Origin of the sequence: Paenibacillus sp. FSL R7-0179 (assembly GCF_038002265.1) — a bacterium.
In the GTDB taxonomy this organism is placed as follows: Bacteria; Bacillota; Bacilli; order Paenibacillales; family Paenibacillaceae; genus Paenibacillus_AQ.
This window is the reverse complement of record NZ_JBBOCC010000001.1, coordinates 654,659-672,385: the sequence shown is the minus strand read 5'-3', so window position 1 is coordinate 672,385 and position 17,727 is coordinate 654,659. Positions and strand designations below refer to the sequence as shown.

The following is a 17,727-nucleotide window of genomic DNA, read 5'->3' as shown; positions in this document are numbered from 1 at the left end:
ATGGCTTCATTCCCAACAACGCAGGACAAGGTAACGTTTGTATAGCCGCGCCGGTGGATAATCTGCCAGGTAAGATGCGTTTTTCCAATGGTTTGTCCAACTGCCTCACTGTCGTAATCTTGCTCTCCTATCTCAATAGGCTGCATAAGCCGAAACGAATCGTTTATACTGGCGGTAAGAGGTGATGGGGATGGACCCGCAATTGTTTGAACGCATCTATGATACGGTGGTGCGGCGTGAGCCGACCTATGACGGCATCTACTATACGGCGGTGAAGACGACGCATATTGTCTGCCGCCCGTCCTGCCGGGCGAGAACGCCGAAGGCAGCGAATGTTGTATTCTATGGCTCCTTGCAGGAGGCTATTTCGTCAGGCTTCCGTCCCTGTAAAAGATGCCGTCCCGAAGAAGGCGGCACCCTCCGGCCGGACGCGGTCCTGGCGGCGCAGGCGGATGCCATTATGGACAGGCGGTTCGGCAGCAAGCTGACCCTGCAGGCGATGGCTGAAGAATTGAAGGTCAGCCCGTTTCACCTGCAGCGCACCTATAAGCGGGTAACCGGCCAGTCACCGGCTGCCAGATTGGATGCGCTGCGCACGGAAGAAGCCCGCAGGCTGCTGGCGGAGACGGATTCGGGAGTGGCTGAGGTTGGCACGGCAGTGGGGTTCCGCACGCCGTCCCATTTTGCCGCCTGGTTCGTGAAGAAGACGGGGCTGTCCCCTACAGAGTACCGCAGCAAGCATAACGAAGGAGGAAACCAACATGAACCCAAGCCCAAGCCGGAATAACAGCCGGAGTACAAATACTGTAAGAATTTATCATCATACCCTGAATCCCGGAAAAGGGGAGTGGACCCTGTGGGCCAGCGATAAAGGCCTGATCCGCATATCCTTCCCGCAGGATGAAGGGCAATTACCCGCCTCCTGGTTGAAAATGTATGCGCCTGCCCATGAGCTCATAGAGGATGCCGGGAGATTTGAGCAGCTTGGGGTGATCACGCTGCTGGAGCGGTATTTTGCCGGAGAGCCGGTAGATTTCAGCAGGGTGGAGCTGGATCTGTGGGGCACCCCGTTTCAGCAGGAGGTGTGGCGGGGGCTGCTTACCATCCCGCATGGGGAGACGGCCAGCTACAAGCAATTGGCGGAGCGGATCGGCAGACCGCTGGCGGTTCGTGCTGTTGGTGCGGCCAACGGGCAGAACCCGGTACCGGTTATTGTACCCTGCCACCGGGTCATCGGCGCGAACGGTACCTTAACCGGCTTCCGGGGCGGACTTCAGATGAAGCAGGAGCTGCTCCAGCTGGAGGGAATTCTTAATGTAAAGGCGGCTGGTCATGAACGATTTGCTTTTTGAGCTGCCGCTACCGGAAGACTTCGACCTTGGGGCCTGTCTGGAATACATGAACCGCTCGCCGCTGGAATGCCTGTTCCGCACGGATGAAGCAGGCGTCAGCCGGATGTTCAGGATAGAGGGCGGCCTGCTGCTGGTGAGGCTCAGTGTGTCCGAGGATCACAAGCTGAGTGTAACCCGGCTGCATGGGGCGATCCCTAGTGTGCTGGAGCAGGAGGCGCTGGCCCGCTACATTGTGGAATGGTTTGATCTGGACCGTGATCTTGCCCCGTTCTACAGTTTGGCGGCGGCGGACCCGCTGCTTGGGCCGCTGGCCAATGAGCACCGGGGACTGCGGATTATCGGCATCCCCGATCTGTTCGAGGCCTTATGCTGGGCGATTCTGGGCCAGCAGGTGAATCTGGCTTTTGCCTACAGGCTGAAGCAGCGGCTGACCGCTGAATACGGGGAAGCACTGGAATGGGAGGGGCAGACGTACTACCGTTTCCCTGGCCCGGAGGTGTTCACAGAGGTGCAGGTAGAGGAGTTATGCGCCTTGCAGCTAACCCGTAGTAAGGCGCAGACGATTCTTACGGTCGCCGGGCTGATCGCAGCCGGGGAGCTGAGCCGGGAGGAACTCCTGGCGCTTCCGTCCCCGGCTGCCGCCGAGCAGCGGCTGCTGCAGATCCGCGGGATCGGCCCGTGGACCTCGCAATATGTCCGTATGCGCTGCCTGCGCGATGCGTCCTCTTATCCGGTCGGCGATGTCGGCCTGCAGAACGTGATCAAGCATCTGACCGGCATGGACCGCAAGCCGACGCCTGCGGAGCTGCTGGAGCTGGCCCGGCCGTGGCAAGGCTGGGAAGCATACGCCACCTTCTACTTGTGGCGGGCGTTATATTAGAACAAAGCCCTGTCTCGCGGTTATTTCGGGAGACAGGGCTTTTTAGATGAAATTGTAGAGTGATGTGGTGCTGAATGTATCTGGAGAATCGCTGGAAGGAGCAGGAGTGTGTTTGATTCCACAGGTCAAAGGCCGAATGTATGCGAAAAATCGAATACATTCGAAGCTGTGAGACGCTTACTCCCCCGCTCTCCGCCCAATTCCTACTTCCTGTTATCCATGAAAATCTGGAAGCATACGCCGAACTTATCGGTCACCATGCCGTAAGCAGGACTGTAGTAGGCCGGTGCCAGCTCGATATCGACAGTTCCGCCTGCCTTCAGTGAGTTGAACAACTGCTGTGCTTCAGCTTCGGTCTCCACCGTGAGACAGATGTTGATGCTGTTTCCCCGGCTGCGCGGCATCCCCCGCTCATAATCGGCCACAAAAAACTTCGTCTCTCCCGCCAGCAGCACGGCATGGGCAATCAGCGCCTTTTCCTGCTCTGTCATCGGGTTCTCCGGGTTCTGCGGGCCCTCGCCCATTGTTTGCTTGAACAGCACCACAGCGCCAAGTGCCTCCTGATAAAAGGCTATCGCCTCCTGTGCAGATCCGTCCACCAGAATATAAGGGTTCATTTGCAGTTTCATGTCTTGTTCGCTCCTTGGAAGGTATATTTGCCTGTACTAACCAGCTATGGTTATAGTGTAGACTATAATAGTGACAGGTCTTGTCATAGTTAAAATATAAAGGGAGTGAACCCTGTGTCGAAATCCAAAAGGCTGCTGGACCTGATGATGACCGTCAACCGCAAGCGCAAATTTACCGTAAGGGAGCTGGCTGACGAATTCCAAGTCTCTTCACGCACAATCCTTAGGGATTTGCAGGAGCTGGGGGAGCTGGGCGTACCGCTCTATTCCGAAGTGGGGCCGCATGGTGGGTATCAGGTACTAAACGAGAGAATCCTGCCGCCCATTGCGTTTACGGAGGAAGAGGCGGTGGCGATTTTTTTTGCCAGCCATGCCCTGCGCCATTATAAATATCTTCCCTTCAAGGAAGAATCCTTATCCGCCCTGCACAAGTTCTATAACTACATGACTGGCGATGTCCGTGACCGGATTGATGAGATGAAGAACAGGATTGATTTTCTGACCCCGGCGCGGCAGGCGGAATTCCCTTATCTGCCCCAACTGCTGGAAGCGGCCACCGGGCAAAAAGTGCTGCTGATCGATTACCAGTCGAAGGGCCGTCGACAGCAAAGGTGGATTCAGCCCGTCGGCATCTATGCCAGTAACGGACTGTGGTATTGTCCGGCGTATTGCTTCCTGCGGGGCTGCATCCGTACTTTCCGCTGCGACCGGATTCAGTCTGCCGGGTATGATGAAGCGGGACCGGCCGCGCTGGATCTGCGTCATATCCACTTGGACAATACGGAGCATTACGGCAGCCCGCCGCAGGAGCAGGCCGAACAAAGCCTTATCCGGCTATACGTGGAGCTTGGGAGTGAGGGGGTTCAGGCCTGCGAAGGGGAAGTATGGTCCCCGGTGCTGCTGCATATCCGTGCCGACGGCACAGGCTGGCTGGAGGGTGAGATTCCGGGAGGCGATCTGGGCTTCTTCGCGCGGTTTGTAATTGGCCTGTGCAGCGAGGCAACGGTGCAGGAGCCGCCGGAGCTGGTGGCCGAGGTGAAGCGGATGCTTGCGGACATGCTGGAGAAGTATAGTTGATCTAAAAGCCTGGGTGATTGTATTTCGTGCAACAGAAAGCTTAAATTTGACCGTGAATTGATATTCCATTGTATTTCGTACATTGGAATGCTGCATTTTGGGCGAAAAATGGCTTTTGTTCAATATTCAATTGTACCGAATACAATAGAATCTATTTCGAAGCTGGTTTGACATCAATCTGTTGTACAGAATGCAGTTACCTGCTGTTCCAGTGCATATAATAGTATACGAAAGACTGCGTAGGAATGTATGCTGGCTCGTTGAGTTCCGCCGCTGAGGGTCTTATTTGCAATATTGGCATCTGGTTTTTCACAAGTTTAAACCTGATGCTCTACTAGCCCAGCCACGCCCCGGCCAATCTGCGAATGCCCTCATCGATCAGGTCCTCGGCGATCCCGCCGAAGCCCAGGATGAATTCAGGTTCATCGTATTCCGGCTTGGCCCACCAGGTATAGGACATGGGGGTGACGCGAATGCCTTCGGCTTCCGCTACGGCAGCGAGCTCCTTTGCGCTGGTACTAATGCTGGCTCTATTGCTAACTCTGGTGCCAGCTTCTGCTGCAGGCGGCTTAAAGCTCAGCAGCAGATGGAATCCGGCATCCGTTCCGCCGAGCACTGCGGCATCGCCGAAATGCTGCCGGATCGAGCGCAGCAGCAGGTCATGCTTGCGCTGATAGAGCAGGCGCATCCGGCGCAGGTGCTTCTCGAAATGCCCCCGCTCCATGAAATAATGCAGCGCGATCTGATGAAGCCGTGAGGCTGAATGCTCCAGGTACAGCTCGCTTTTCAGGCTATGATAGTCCGGCAGCAGCTCCTCCGGCAGAACCATATAGTGAATACATAAGGCGGGGGTTACCGACTGGGCGAAGCTGCACATATAGATTACCGGACTGCCCTCGGCAAGCCCTTGCAGCGCGGGGATCGGCCGCCCGTGATAGCGGAACTCCCCGTCATAATCATCCTCGATGATATAACCGCCTGTGGAACGGGCCCACTCCAGCAGAGCAAGGCGTTTGCTGATTGGCATGGTCATCCCCCGGGGATACTGGTGGGACGGCGAGATGTACACAGCATCTGCCCCGCTGCTGTACAGCTTGTCTAGCTGCAATCCGTCCTCCTCCAGCGGAATTGGCTTGATTTCGTATCCGCTGCGCCGAAATGCCGCTGGCAGCAGGTGGTACCCCGGATCTTCGATACCCAGTCCGCTCATTCGTCCCTTCAGCAGCAGACATACCAAAGAACACAGCGTATACTGGTCTCCGCCGATTACAATCTGCTTCTCCGTACAGCGCAGCCCGCGGAATTGCCGCAGATGGGCGGCGATGCTCGCGCGGAGGGCCGGCTCACCCTGGGGATCGCCGTACTGGAGCAGGTCTGGATTCGCCAGCTGCTCCTGGTAGAGGCTGCGCCATATTTTGTGCGGGAACAGGGAGAAATCATTGCGCGACATATGGAAATCATATGTGTAGTGCCGTGGATCACGGGGCGTGATCGGGCGGGGGGCCGGACTGGGCCGTTCCCCGGCGGCAGGGCTGCCTTCCCGGCGAACGGGCAGGATGTAGTAGCCGCTGCGCGGCTTGCTGGCGATGAAGCCCTCTGCCAGAAGCTGCTGGTAAGCAAGCTCCACCGGAGTGGCGCTGATTCCGCATAACGCCGCCAGACGGCGGATAGAAGGCAGGCGCGTCCCGCTCTGGAGGGTGCCGCTCAGGATGGCTTTTGCCAGATAATCATAGAGCTGTATGTAGTAAGGGGTCTTGCTATGTTCATTCAGATCCGGGACAAGCAGCATGCTTCACCTTCCATCTGTCCTTTGAAATCGGACGTTTTTGTATATTTTATAGTATACAGATTTATATTACGATAAGAGCAATTACGACAGTGGGAGTGGACAGAAATGAACAGTAATTCAAGGCTTTTAACAGGGGATAAGGTATATTTGCGCTCCCTGAACGGGGAAGACGCGGGGCTGTATTATGAGATGTTCCACGGCGCGGAAGTCCGCAGGCTGACCGGTACCAAGAATCATGTCACCAAAGAGCAGATTGAGCAGTATATCGCCCATAAATCCGGGGATGACAGTACGGTGCTGCTGCTGATCGCGCTGAAGGCGAACGATGAGGTGATCGGCGACATCGCCATTCAGGATATCGATGGGGATAACCGCAATGCCAATCTGCGGATCGCCATCGGGGACGAGCGGCATCAGGGCCAAGGGTACGGGCGTGAAGCGCTGCTGCTTATGCTGGATTACGGCTTCGGCATTCTGAATCTGCACAGGATTGAGCTGGAGGTCTACAGTTATAATGCCCGTGCTGCGCATGTCTATGAGTCCATCGGGTTTGTGCAGGAGGGAGTGCGGCGTCAGACGCTGTTCTATAACCATGAGTATCATGATGTGATTATGATGGGCATGCTGGAGAGTGAATACCGGGAGCGTTATTTGAAGTAGAACAGGAAGGTCAAATAAGGTCAAAACTTTAATAATATTAAAATATATTATAAAAAACGAGCCGAAACGCCGGATTTTCCCGGATTTTCGGCTTATACCGGTTTTGTTTTCTCCGGGGGTGCAGGCTATAATAAAGCCATAGGTCAGACAAAGTCAAAGCCTGGGCAAGACCGAATTCAAAAAATCAAAAAGTCGAATGAGAGGAGAATGAAAGATGTTTGATTTGGTTCCTTTTGGTAAACGCAGAGATGATGCTTTTGGTGTGCTGGCGAAGTCGCTGAACGAAGTGTTTAATGATGATTTTTTCGCACCACTGACAAGTAACGCGCTGTCTTTCCGGACTGATATCCGGGAGAGTGAAGGGGCATATCTGATCGAGGCCGAGCTTCCGGGCTTCCGTAAAGAAGAAATCGACATTGATTATTCCAGCCCTTACTTGACGATTAAGGCGGTTCGCACAGAAGAGAGCAGTAAGGAGAACAATGGGCACCAGATGGTGCGCCGCGAACGCCGGTATGGTGAATATGTACGCCGGTTCTACGTGCAGGATATTGCTGAGGAAGACATTCGTGCTTCCCTGAAGGATGGTGTGCTGAGCCTGGAGGTGCCGAAACGGCAGAAGTCCCAGGGCAAACGGATCGAAATTCAGGATGGCGGAAATGATACTTCAGACCGGAAAGAGCTTCAGTAAGCAGAAGGGCAGCCTTAAGAGGCAGATGGACCTCCAAGTCCGGCTGAAGCTGCCGCTTCCGCAGGAGCTCCGGGCTTAGCGGCTGTAGCCGCTGGCCTATCCGGTTCACCGGGCGGCAGCAGGAATTCACCGGGCTTTTCATATAGCAATTCATATTAGACGCATTGTAGTGGGGGTTCCGGCTATAATGCGTCTTTTCCCGGAGGAAGGCAGAAAGGTTCCCATTACATGAAAGGAGGAGGTTCCGGTGGCGGCAAATTATTATGAGCGTCTTGGGGTAGACAAGAAAGCCTCGAAGCAGGAGATCAAGAAGGCCTATCAGAAGCTGGCCAAAAAATGGCATCCCGATGTCAACAAGGCCCCGGAGGCAGAGGCGAAATTCAAGGAAGCAGCCGAGGCATATGAGGTGCTGGGCGATGAAGCGAAGCGCAAAATCTATGATGAGGAGCTCCGCTATAGAGCCGCAGCAGATTCGCGGGGTCAGCGCAGCTACGGATCAGCCTCCTCTGCGTCATGGGAATCGCCGTTTGGCGCGGGCTGGAGCAGCGGAGCCGCCTCTTCCGGCGGTATACCGAAGGAGGATCTGTTCGGGATGTTCTTCGGCAGCCGGGGCGCGGCTGACCGCGCGGGCTTCTTCTCCGGCGGCAGTAGCTCCCGTCCAGGCGGAAGCCCGTGGGGGGATGAGTTCAGTACGATGCAGGCCCAGCTTGAGATTACGCTGGAGCAGGCTTATAGAGGCGGTAATATCAGCGTTCAGGCGGCAGGCAAAGACCTGAACGTACAGATTCCCGCACGCTCAGCGGAAGGGACCGTCATCCGGGTACCCGGCGGCGGAAGCGGAGCCGGGCAGGGCGGGGATCTGCTGGTCTCGCTGCATCTCCTGCCGCATGAGATCTATGAGCCGGACGGCGGGGATCTGCTCGGCACGGTTGAGATCGCTCCCTGGCAGGCGGTGCTTGGCGGGGAAGCCAAGGTGGCGCTGCCGGATGGCAGCAGCGTGAAGCTGAAGATCCCTGCCGGGATAGCCAGCGGCGGAACGCTGCGTCTCTCCGGCAAGGGGCTGAGACGTCTGGACGGAACGAATGGCGACATCCTGTTCCGAATGGAAATGGTCATTCCGGCCGGAACGACCGAGGCGGAGAAGAAGCTGTACCGCCAGCTGGCGGAGTCCGGCAGCTTCCAGGCGGGTGCGAAACGGCGTACCACAGGCGGAGCGCAGCGGCGCAGAGCCGGAGCACGGTAAAGGGTTCAGTAAATATCACAGCCGGGCATCCGCCTGATTAACCTATACAAATAGAAAGTACAAATAGAAAGGCGATGATGGTATGGATTTCAATAAGCTTACCCAGAAGCTGCAGGAAGCTGTGGCAGAGGCGCAGTCGCTGGCGGCTTCCGGCGGGCATCAGGAGATTGACAATCTCCATCTGCTGAAGGCACTGCTCCAGCAGCATGAGGGCCTGCTGCCCCGGCTGCTGCAGAAGATGAATGTTCCCGCAGCCGAACTGCTGCAGGGAACGGAAGCGCTGCTTCAGCGCAAACCCAGCGTAAGCGGGAGCGGAGCAGGCACCATGCGGCGCTATGCCTCGCCTGCGCTGATTGCCATGCTGGAGCAGGCCGAGCAGGAAGCGGCCAAGATGCAGGATGAATTCGTTGCGGTAGAGCATGCCGTTCTGGCGATGGTCTCGGATGCAAGCAGCGGGAACCGCGAGCTGCGCGGGCTGTTCACCAGCCGGGGCGTTACCCGGGAGAAGCTGCTTGGCGTATTAGCGGAGATTCGCGGACACCAGCGGGTGACCAGCCGGGAGCCGGAGGCCACCTATGAGGTGCTGGAGAAATATGGCCGCGATCTCGTAGCCGAGGTAAGGGCAGGCAAGATCGATCCGGTCATCGGGCGCGATGCCGAGATTCGCCGGGTGATCCGCATCCTCTCCCGCAAGACCAAGAATAACCCTGTCCTGATCGGGGAGCCGGGTGTCGGCAAGACAGCGATTGTCGAAGGGCTGGCTCACCGGATTGTCCGCCGGGATGTGCCGGAGGGACTGAAGGACAAGACGATTTTCTCGCTGGATATGAGCGCGCTGATTGCCGGTGCGAAATACCGCGGGGAGTTCGAGGAGCGGCTGCAGGCGGTGCTGAAGGAGATCCGTGAGAGTGACGGGCGGATTATTCTGTTCATTGACGAGCTGCATACGATTGTCGGTGCGGGCAAGACAGAGGGGGCCATGGATGCGGGCAACATGCTGAAGCCGATGCTGGCCCGGGGCGAGCTGCACTGTATCGGGGCGACCACGCTGGATGAGTACCGCAAATATATCGAGAAGGACCCGGCGCTCGAACGCCGCTTCCAGCAGGTGCTGGTCAGTGAGCCGGATGTCGAGGATACCATTTCGATTCTGCGGGGCTTGAAGGAACGCTTTGAGGTGCATCACGGGGTCAAAATCTATGACAGCGCCCTGGTCGCAGCCGGTGTGCTGTCTAACCGTTACATCACCGACCGCTTCCTGCCGGATAAGGCGATTGACCTGGTCGATGAAGCCTGCGCGATGATCCGTACGGAGATCGACTCCATGCCCGGCGAGATGGACGAGGTGACCCGCCGCCTGATGCAGATGGAGATAGAGGAAGCCGCACTCAAAAAAGAAACCGACGACGCCAGTGCGCGCCGTCTGGAGAATCTCCAGCGGGAGCTGGCCGACCTCAAGGAGAAGCATCTGGGGATGACGGCCCGCTGGGAGAAGGAGAAATCGGCCATTCAGGGCATCCGTGACCTGAAGAAGCGGCTGGAGCAGGCCCGCAAGGATCTGGTCGATGCGCAGGAGATCTATGATCTCAACAAGTCGGCTGAATTAAGCTATGGCATTATTCCTGATCTGGAGCGGCAGCTTAAGGGCGCGGAGGAAGCGGCGCAGCAGGATCAGGAGACCCGGCTGCTGCGTGAAGCCGTGACGGAGGAGGAGATCGCCGATATTGTCTCGCGCTGGACGGGTGTTCCCGTAAGCAGACTGGTGGAAGGCGAGCGGGATAAGCTGCTGCGGCTGGAGGATACGCTGCATGAGCGGGTAGTCGGGCAGGATGAGGCGGTCCGGCTGGTAGCCGACGCTGTTCTTCGGGCAAGAGCCGGCATCAAGGACCCGAACCGTCCGATCGGCTCGTTCCTGTTCCTTGGACCGACCGGGGTCGGGAAGACGGAGCTGGCCAAAGCACTGGCGGTATCACTGTTCGACCGCGAGGATGGTATGATCCGCATCGATATGTCAGAGTACATGGAGAAGCATAGTGTCTCCCGTCTCGTAGGTGCTCCTCCCGGATATGTCGGCTATGAAGAGGGCGGCCAGCTGACGGAAGCAGTGCGCCGTCAGCCGTATACGGTGGTGCTGCTGGATGAGGTGGAGAAGGCGCACCCGGATGTATTCAACATTCTGCTGCAGCTGCTGGATGACGGGCGGCTGACCGATTCGCAGGGCCGGATGGTCGACTTCAAGAACACCATTGTCATCATGACCTCCAACATCGGTTCACCGCATCTGATTCAGGGCACGGATGACAACGGCGAGCTGACCGAAGCCGTGAAGGACCGGGTCATGAAAGAGCTGAGCGGGCATTTCCGTCCAGAGTTCCTCAACCGGGTGGATGATATTGTAATGTTTAAGCCGCTGACCATGAATGAGACGGAGCAGATTGTCGTGAAGCTGGTAGACGGCCTGCGTCTGCGATTGGCTGAGCGGAACATCGGGCTGGTCCTCAGCGCCCGGGCGGTGCACTTCATTGCCGAGGAAGGCTTCGACTCCGTGTACGGCGCCCGGCCGCTGAAGCGGTTCATCCAGCGCAGCCTGGAGACCCGGGTAGCGCGTGCGCTGATCGCCGGAGAAGCGGAGGAAGGCTCAGTGATGACGGTGGACGAAGCGGACGGCGAGCTGACCGTGCAGATAATGGCACCGGAATCTGCGGAGACCGTAGGATCGATGTGAAATGTAATGGGCCCCGGCGTCACCTCCTAGTACTGTGTCAACGGCCCGAAGAGGCCGTATCCCCACGAGAACGCCATCTTTTGCAGCGTAACGGACACAGTGGACCTTATCGTCTTTCTGTGAGACGTTTTGGAGCTGAATTGCAGGGGATAAGGTCTTTGCGGTCCGCTAATCGCCCAAGTGACGACTTTCTTCCCGGATAAGTGAAGCCCCTGTGTCCGTTACTCTACCTCCCGGCTAGGTCTTTGGTATAGTCTAATCAGCATCGGAGTGAGACTATGAGACGATTCTTTGTAAATATGTGGTTTAAATGTTATCAAGGCGGGGGCTGCCGGGTAATAGAAATGATTAGAGCTTTCGAATATGGCTGGATTTGAAGCAGAAGCCAAGGAAACGGAGGGAGAGATCATGGCGGCACAGACGGTATCTGGTATCAGCCCGGTACGGGCCACTACAACTTACGGCAGCACACAGAGTGATGTCAGTTCGATGGAGAAGCAGCGCAACCGGCTGCTGATGGAGCTGGACAAGGTGAATGCGGCGCAGGGCGGCGCGATGCAGACTCCTTATCGCCGGGAGCAGCTGCAGCGGCAAATACGGCAGCTCGAGGCCCATCTGGTGCAGAAAAGCGGGAGTACCGCTTCGGCTTCATTTGTACCTGCTCCCCCGCTTCAGGATCATACTCCGCCCTGGCGGACTGAGGGAAAGGGAGGCCTTAAGGGCATCGGTCTGACTGATCCCCGGACAGCGACGGTAGACGCAGAAGGCCATTTTGATGCGTTGATTTAGATAAGGGAAAAGTGAACCCAATCCTTCCCTTTGACCGCGTTCATGTTTTCAAAGAAGCTTTGAGCGCGTTTATTGTTAGTAGAAGTAATCCAAGTCATGTTGGCATATCCATGATTCTGTGAGTACTGTTGACATGCCAGGAATAGTTGTGATTCCACTTCGGTATCTCTAAAGGGTTCTCTTACAAAGAGGTCGTTCATAACACTGATTTTATCTGCTTTCATAGTGCTGAATGTAAAGAATAGGGTAGCAAAGCCGACCAATTCTCCATTCTGCTCTGCCACGAACTGCACCCCCTCCTGCCGGTCAAAAAGGGTCTGGATTAAGGCGTTGATTTTATCGGCAGGAGGTTTAGGGTTCTGATAAAAACCAACGATGTATTCATACATCAGCTCGGTCAGACTGTTTACATCATTAGGCTCAGCATTTCTGATTATCAATGGCATAGGTGTGCTCCTTTTTCGCGAAGTATGAATAATAATACAACTGTTAGTATAATAACTCAACACTTGATAGACATATCCGTACAAAAAAGGCCATCCATAAAGGGTGACCTTATCCAAAATCTAAAGGATTCTCACTATATTGTTAGAAACTGCCGGATAGTGTTCGAATATTTGCAGATCATGGAATGGGAGCAGAATGAATCCTTAGCAAATTATTGCACCAGTAGCATTCATCGCCGGTTATTATATATTCGGTATGAACCGATAGCCTGTATCGCCCTTTTCTTCTCAATGAGGGTGATTAATGACAAGCGGGCAGGGCCACGGGTAGGGTGGCGTTTGCCCGCTTTGTCATGTGCTGTCCCCGGCCTGTATGAAGTTAAGAATCTCCGTCACAATATGAGAAATGGCATCCTCCCGCGGGAGAAGAATGCATTGACTGACCATTTCAATGTCCTCCTGAAATAGCTCAATGATCTGGAGCATGGCTTCCGGCCGTTTCTGGCGGACACCGGTCAGAAGGTCTGCGAATTCGCTGTCTGTGATAGCTGCTGGAGCATTTTTTGCTTCCATTTGTTAACCCCCTGTTGACTCATATGCAGCTGTGCCGCGACCTCAGCCTCTGTCATTTCCTGCAGATAAATCTTCTGCAGAATCACCTTTCCTTTGGTTGGAAGTGTATCTAATAGCTGCTCAACGGACAAGCGGTTAATCATCTCCTCCGTTTCATTCCGCTGAGCCGGGCGGATATCCAGGAAGGTACATTCATGCCGGCGGGTTCGCTTGCTGCGGTATTGTAAGCGCCAGCCGATTCGATAGATTTCCTGCCGGTAACGCTGTATCATTTGCTGTTCCATTGCGGTTACGCCTCCTCTTCTATATATCTTTCTAATAATAGGGAAATATTAGGTTATATTTTACAACCAAAATGCGAACTTATGTTCTGTTATTTTATCATATTTGCCTGCGCACCTATAGTGATTTATTTCCTGAGGCTGATTCGCACAAAAAGAAGAAGCCCCGATAGGGAGCTTCTTTCTCTCTTCTTATGACTAGTATTGTGCCTTATTCACTCCAAGGCACCAGCCGGGGATGCGGGTCAAGGATAGACTGGTACTGCTCCTTCCAGCCGTACTGGGCGTCCGGGTCCAGCAGCATATAACGCAGATACTTCTCCAGCCGGAATTCAGGCTTCGACCAGCCAAGATGCTTCAGGCGCAGGTTGCTTAACTGATGGGACAGCTCGAAGATATTCTCCGGCAGCCGCCCGCAGTGCTGCGGCAGATCATTCCAGGCATAGGTGAAGTCTTCCCGGTAACGGAGCAGGAACGGGCGGTAGCTCTGGTGAGCCTGCCAGTAGCTGTCCTCGCGGTAGCTGGCCTCATCCCAGAAGTCGTAGAGCCGGAAGCAGAATAAGTCGCAATCCGCTGTCCGCAGCAGGGAATCAATCTCTTCTGGAAAACATGACTCGAACAGCTCATCCCCGTCCAGATTAAGAATCCACTCGGGCCGGGCCTTAACCACCGCCTCCCACTGCTGCTTACGCAGCTCTGATTCATTATGGAAGCGGGAGACAGGGTTCTGTATCAGGTGCAGCGGAATCCCCTCAAGAACCTCGCGGCAGATATCGGCTGTATCATCTGTGCTTGCGTCGTCGATAATGACGGCCTCATCGATATACTTACGGTGCTCCTGCAGCACCTGACGCAGGAACCTGGTGCCCTCATTCTTGACGATCATGGTGAGAGTCAGCTTGGGCCGGCGGGAGGCAGGAGCTGCAGAAGTAATCTTCTCCGCCGCCCGGGTTGCATCAGCAGGCAGAGGCTCCTTGGACAAGTGCTGCCGGGCTTCGGCTTCGGTCCACAGCACCTCCCACTGCGCTGCTGCCTCCTGCACTCTTTTGTCAGCGGGGGTATCGCTGTCTTCAATGCCCGCTGCTTCGTGTGGGCCGTCAGGTTCTGCTTCCGTGTCCGAGGTGTGCCGGATGAACTCCGCCACCAGATCCAGATCGCTGTCTCTGTAGAGGTGCAGTGCCGGGAAGTGGGTATCCACGAAGAGCGGAAGGCCGAGAGCCGCTGCACGGATGCAGAAATGACGGTCCTCTCCCCAGTAGGAGATATTGCGCATCCGGTCGTAGCTGATCCCGGAGCTGAGGGCTGAGCTGCTGATCAGCGTGCAGGCGCCAAGTCCGCCAACCTCATAGATTCCGGGCTGCTGCATCTTCTGCAAAAAAGCAAAAAAGCGGTGCTGAATCTCCTCCGGCGAGAGCTGCTCTCCCGGATGAATCTCCCACTGGTTGTATTCGTCATGCATCCATACCTGCGGCTGAAGCAGTGTATTCGGCTGCCACTGTGTCCAGAAAATCTCGGAGATAATATCCTTGCCTGTACCGATCAGATGCAGCAGTGTATCCGGGTGGAGAATGAGATCGGAATCAATCAGGAACAGGTAGTCATAGCCGAAGGCCTCGGCCCGCCGGATCATCAGATTCTTGAATCCGGCCACCTTCCAGATCAGATTGGAATGCCAGACATGCGTATGCTCATCACGGATATAGTCATCATGAAGCCCAGAGGATTGCAGGAAGACGGATCTGCCGTTCCGGGCGAACTGCTGCAGAAGTTCGCTTGCGGCTTCATCCGGGTTATCGTCAATCAGATAGAAATCCAGATCGATATCCTTCAGGTTCAGACGCAGCAGAGAGTTCAGGAATTGCTCCAGGATCGCCGGTTTTTGATGAATCGGGCTGCCTAGCAGCACCCGGGTTCTATTCGAATTCATAGCAGGCCACTCCAGAATAAGGTCAACATGATAGAACATCCCCTTGGATTCGCAAATAGTTGATATCAATTATATGTATTCGATATTTTTAGAGAAGTACCGGAATTTCCCCATTTCCCTGAAATAATAACCTGCATGTATAGAGGAGAGCCGTATTGCCGTCTGCCCTGAGCTGTTGTACAATACCGCTAATATATATAATCCCCGGTAGAGGGCAGGCAGGAGTGAGAGGATGGACAAGCCAACGTTAAAAGTACAGCAATTGATCAATGTCCTCCTGGCGATGAATCCGCGTGCCGAGGTGTACCTGCATACGGAGGGCGGAGAGCTTAGGCCGCTCGTGGACGAGGATATCGAGGAGATTTATGCGCCGCTGCATGCTGCCAAGACGGCAGTATATATCGGTGCACCAGCAGATACTGCGGCCCGTGTAGAGGGGGAGTCGCCATGAAGCAGGCTCTGATCCGTCTGGAGCAGGGACCGGAGATTCAGCTGGAGCTGTTCGAACAGGAGGCGCCGGGAACCGTAGCCAATTTTGAAAAGCTTGCGAACAGCGGCTTTTACAACGGTCTGGCCTTTCAGCGTGTGGTTCGCGGCTTCGTCGCCCAGGGCGGCTGCCCGGACGGTAACGGTAGAGGCGGCACAGATCCCATTCCCTGTGAGACGCAGGGGAATCCCCATAAACATGTGCGCGGGGCGCTGTCTATGGCGCATTTTGGACCGGGTACGGGGTCCTGCCAGTTTTTTATCTGTTATGATACATTCGATTATCTGGATGGCTGGCATACGGTATTCGGCAGAGTCACAGAAGGCATGGAGCATGTCGATGCCCTGCGGCGCGGCGCGGTCATGCAGGAGGTCCGCGTCTGGTAAAGAGCATGATAAAGACCATGGTAAATTCATACATTGTAATTCCTAGTATTCCGATATATAATTGCTCAACAACGAGTAACAATGCTCATAGACATGGAGGAAGAGACAATGCGTAAAGGGATAACAGGGGTTGCTATTCTACTATTATTAACACTGGTGATCAGTGCATGCTCCAATGGGAATAACGCTTCATCTACCAATGCCGCACAGACACCGGCTGCATCACAAGAGCCAGCTGCCGGCGAGCCGAAGGATGGAGGCAGTCTGATTATAGGGGTCGCTTCCGATCCGGTAGTACTGAACCCGAACTATGCGGGTGACCGTGTCAGTCTGACGATTGACCAGGCGCTGTATGCACCGCTGTTCCAGGTGAACAACGGCAAGAAGACCTACTATCTGGCGGACAGCCTGACACCGTCAAGCGATAATCTGACGTATACATTGAAGCTTAAGGATGGATTGACCTGGCATGATGGAGAGAAGCTGACGGCAGATGACGTGGTGTTCACCATCGACAGCATCCTTGACGAGAAGCAGAACAGCTTCCTGCGGGCCAACTTCCTGATTGGCGGCAAGGCCATCAAGGCCGTCAAGGTTGATGATCTGACCGTTGATTTCAAGCTCCCGCAGGTCAGCCCGGCCTTTGAGGCTACACTGGTGCAGGTAACCCCGATTCCTAAGCATATTTTTGAGAATGAGACTAACATCGAGAAGAGCACCAAGAACGCTTCCCCGGTAGGCTCCGGTGCCTTCAAGTTCAAGGAATACAAGGCTGGCGAGTACCTGACGCTGGAACGCTTCGACAACTACTTCGGCGGAAAGCCGCATCTGGATTCGGTCACATACCGGATTGCCAAGGATACCAATGCTGCGAATCTGGCTCTGCAGAACGGCGAGATTAATGTGCAGTATCTGGACCCGAAGGATGTTCCTACGATTCAAGCGACGAATAATTTTGAGATTCTCCCGTATAGCGAAGGCCGCCTCGCTTATCTCATGTTCAATGCGAACAGCGATACCGGCGCCCTCGCCAAAAAAGAAGTCCGTCAGGCCCTGTCCCTGGCCCTTAGCCGCGACGAGCTGATCCAGACGGCTTATACTTCCAGCGAATATGCTGATCCGGCAAAATCCTTCCTGACACCGGATGCGCTGTACTTCACGAACGATGTCCCTACCTTTGACAATGATGCTGCCAAGGCGAAGGAACTGCTGGCTTCTGCCGGTGAGAGCAACCTGAAGCTCCGTTATATCGTACAGAGCGGGAACAAGGCGCAGGAAGCCATCTCGCTGTATGTGCAGCAGAAGCTGAAGGCAATTGGCGTAGAGGTTGAACTGCAGAACATGGATTCCTCGGCCTGGGTGCAGAAATTCATTGATCTGAAGGCGACCGATTATGAGCTGGCGTTGACCGGCTATATCATGGGCTATGATCCGGATGCGTACCGTATCCTGTTCACTACGGACAGCTCATCCAATTACTCGCATTATTCCAACAGTGAAGTTGACAAGCTGATGAATGACGGTGCAGGCGAAGCAGATCCGGCCAAGCGTGCAGAGATCTACAAGAAAGCACAGGAACTGGTAGCCGAGGATGCACCGATCTATCCGATCGCCTATACTAAGACTGTGGTAGCGGTATCGAAGAACTACGGCGGTATTGATGAAGCGGTACTGAAGCCTGTCGTCATCTTCGAAGACCTGTCCAAGATCTACAAGAAATAATTGGCCTCACAAAATAAGCAAGGCAAAAAAATAAGCTGGTTTCCCCAGCTTATTTTTGCCTGTTAAGAGC

At 55.1% G+C, this 17,727-nt stretch carries 18 protein-coding genes; 12 read left to right on the top strand and 6 right to left on the bottom strand.

The window, feature by feature from the left end; translation table 11 throughout:
• Window positions 1–190 precede the first annotated feature (190 nt).
• From MKX63_RS02850 to MKX63_RS02840, 3 genes are read left to right on the top strand one after another with little or no spacing between them, the layout of a single operon-like run.
• Window positions 191–787 carry a bifunctional transcriptional activator/DNA repair enzyme AdaA gene (locus MKX63_RS02850; protein WP_341015136.1) on the top strand — a complete coding sequence of 199 codons (597 nt, stop codon included), beginning with the start codon at window positions 191–193 and terminating at the stop codon, window positions 785–787.
• Window positions 762–1,352: a methylated-DNA--[protein]-cysteine S-methyltransferase gene (locus tag MKX63_RS02845; RefSeq protein WP_341015134.1), complete on the top strand. Its 591-nt coding sequence runs from the start codon at window positions 762–764 to the stop codon at window positions 1,350–1,352. Before MKX63_RS02850 ends, MKX63_RS02845 begins: the two co-directional genes overlap by 26 nt.
• Window positions 1,333–2,232 carry a DNA-3-methyladenine glycosylase family protein gene (locus MKX63_RS02840; RefSeq protein WP_341015132.1) on the top strand — a complete coding sequence of 300 codons (900 nt, stop codon included), beginning with the start codon at window positions 1,333–1,335 and terminating at the stop codon, window positions 2,230–2,232. Before MKX63_RS02845 ends, MKX63_RS02840 begins: the two co-directional genes overlap by 20 nt.
• Window positions 2,233–2,435: 203 nt before the next feature.
• On the opposite strand, the gene MKX63_RS02835 is transcribed toward MKX63_RS02840, so the two are convergent.
• Entirely contained in the window at window positions 2,436–2,861 is a 426-nt protein-coding gene (locus MKX63_RS02835; protein ID WP_341015131.1) for a VOC family protein, read from the bottom strand.
• Between the two features lie 114 nt (window positions 2,862–2,975).
• Between MKX63_RS02835 and MKX63_RS02830 the strand changes: the two genes are divergently transcribed.
• Window positions 2,976–3,938 carry a helix-turn-helix transcriptional regulator gene (locus MKX63_RS02830; protein WP_341015129.1) on the top strand — a complete coding sequence of 321 codons (963 nt, stop codon included), beginning with the start codon at window positions 2,976–2,978 and terminating at the stop codon, window positions 3,936–3,938.
• A 334-nt stretch (window positions 3,939–4,272) separates the two neighbouring features.
• Here MKX63_RS02830 and pdxR read toward each other — a convergent pair whose 3' ends face one another.
• Complete coding sequence (pdxR, locus tag MKX63_RS02825) at window positions 4,273–5,727, bottom strand: MocR-like pyridoxine biosynthesis transcription factor PdxR (protein ID WP_341015127.1); 1,455 nt, start codon at window positions 5,725–5,727, stop codon at window positions 4,273–4,275.
• 105 nt (window positions 5,728–5,832) lie between these two features.
• Between pdxR and MKX63_RS02820 the strand changes: the two genes are divergently transcribed.
• From MKX63_RS02820 to MKX63_RS02800, 5 genes are all read left to right on the top strand, one after another.
• The gene (locus MKX63_RS02820; RefSeq protein ID WP_341015126.1) at window positions 5,833–6,387 is read left to right on the top strand and encodes a GNAT family N-acetyltransferase; all 555 of its coding nucleotides are present in this window, start codon (window positions 5,833–5,835) and stop codon (window positions 6,385–6,387) included.
• 214 nt (window positions 6,388–6,601) lie between these two features.
• Window positions 6,602–7,078, top strand: coding sequence for an Hsp20/alpha crystallin family protein (locus MKX63_RS02815; protein ID WP_341015124.1), 477 nt, complete (start codon window positions 6,602–6,604; stop codon window positions 7,076–7,078).
• Window positions 7,079–7,325: 247 nt separating this feature from the next.
• Window positions 7,326–8,321, top strand: a complete 996-nt coding sequence (locus MKX63_RS02810; protein WP_341015123.1) for a DnaJ C-terminal domain-containing protein — start codon at window positions 7,326–7,328, stop codon at window positions 8,319–8,321.
• 82 nt (window positions 8,322–8,403) lie between these two features.
• Window positions 8,404–11,046: an ATP-dependent chaperone ClpB gene (gene clpB, locus MKX63_RS02805; RefSeq protein ID WP_341015122.1), complete on the top strand. Its 2,643-nt coding sequence runs from the start codon at window positions 8,404–8,406 to the stop codon at window positions 11,044–11,046.
• A 363-nt stretch (window positions 11,047–11,409) separates the two neighbouring features.
• Window positions 11,410–11,835: a hypothetical protein gene (locus tag MKX63_RS02800; protein ID WP_341015120.1), complete on the top strand. Its 426-nt coding sequence runs from the start codon at window positions 11,410–11,412 to the stop codon at window positions 11,833–11,835.
• On the opposite strand, the gene MKX63_RS02795 is transcribed toward MKX63_RS02800, so the two are convergent.
• The 4 genes from MKX63_RS02795 to MKX63_RS02780 form a co-directional block, all read right to left on the bottom strand.
• A complete protein-coding gene (locus MKX63_RS02795; RefSeq protein ID WP_341015118.1) occupies window positions 11,832–12,281 on the bottom strand; it encodes a GNAT family N-acetyltransferase in 450 nt (149 codons plus the stop codon). The genes MKX63_RS02800 and MKX63_RS02795 overlap by 4 nt on opposite strands.
• Window positions 12,282–12,632: 351 nt before the next feature.
• The gene (locus MKX63_RS02790; protein WP_341015116.1) at window positions 12,633–12,854 is read right to left on the bottom strand and encodes a hypothetical protein; all 222 of its coding nucleotides are present in this window, start codon (window positions 12,852–12,854) and stop codon (window positions 12,633–12,635) included.
• Complete coding sequence (locus MKX63_RS02785) at window positions 12,797–13,138, bottom strand: sigma factor-like helix-turn-helix DNA-binding protein (RefSeq protein ID WP_341015114.1); 342 nt, start codon at window positions 13,136–13,138, stop codon at window positions 12,797–12,799. Before MKX63_RS02785 ends, MKX63_RS02790 begins: the two co-directional genes overlap by 58 nt.
• Window positions 13,139–13,346: 208 nt before the next feature.
• Complete coding sequence (locus tag MKX63_RS02780; protein WP_341015113.1) at window positions 13,347–15,062, bottom strand: glycosyltransferase family 2 protein; 1,716 nt, start codon at window positions 15,060–15,062, stop codon at window positions 13,347–13,349.
• A gap of 232 nt (window positions 15,063–15,294) precedes the next feature.
• Between MKX63_RS02780 and MKX63_RS02775 the strand changes: the two genes are divergently transcribed.
• From MKX63_RS02775 to MKX63_RS02765, 3 genes are all read left to right on the top strand, one after another.
• The gene (locus MKX63_RS02775) at window positions 15,295–15,513 is read left to right on the top strand and encodes a hypothetical protein (RefSeq protein ID WP_341015111.1); all 219 of its coding nucleotides are present in this window, start codon (window positions 15,295–15,297) and stop codon (window positions 15,511–15,513) included.
• On the top strand, window positions 15,510–15,935 hold the full coding sequence (locus tag MKX63_RS02770) for a peptidylprolyl isomerase (RefSeq protein ID WP_341015109.1): 426 nt from the start codon (window positions 15,510–15,512) through the stop codon (window positions 15,933–15,935). Before MKX63_RS02775 ends, MKX63_RS02770 begins: the two co-directional genes overlap by 4 nt.
• A 108-nt stretch (window positions 15,936–16,043) precedes the next feature.
• Window positions 16,044–17,657, top strand: coding sequence for an ABC transporter substrate-binding protein (locus tag MKX63_RS02765; protein WP_341015108.1), 1,614 nt, complete (start codon window positions 16,044–16,046; stop codon window positions 17,655–17,657).
• Window positions 17,658–17,727: the final 70 nt, after the last annotated feature.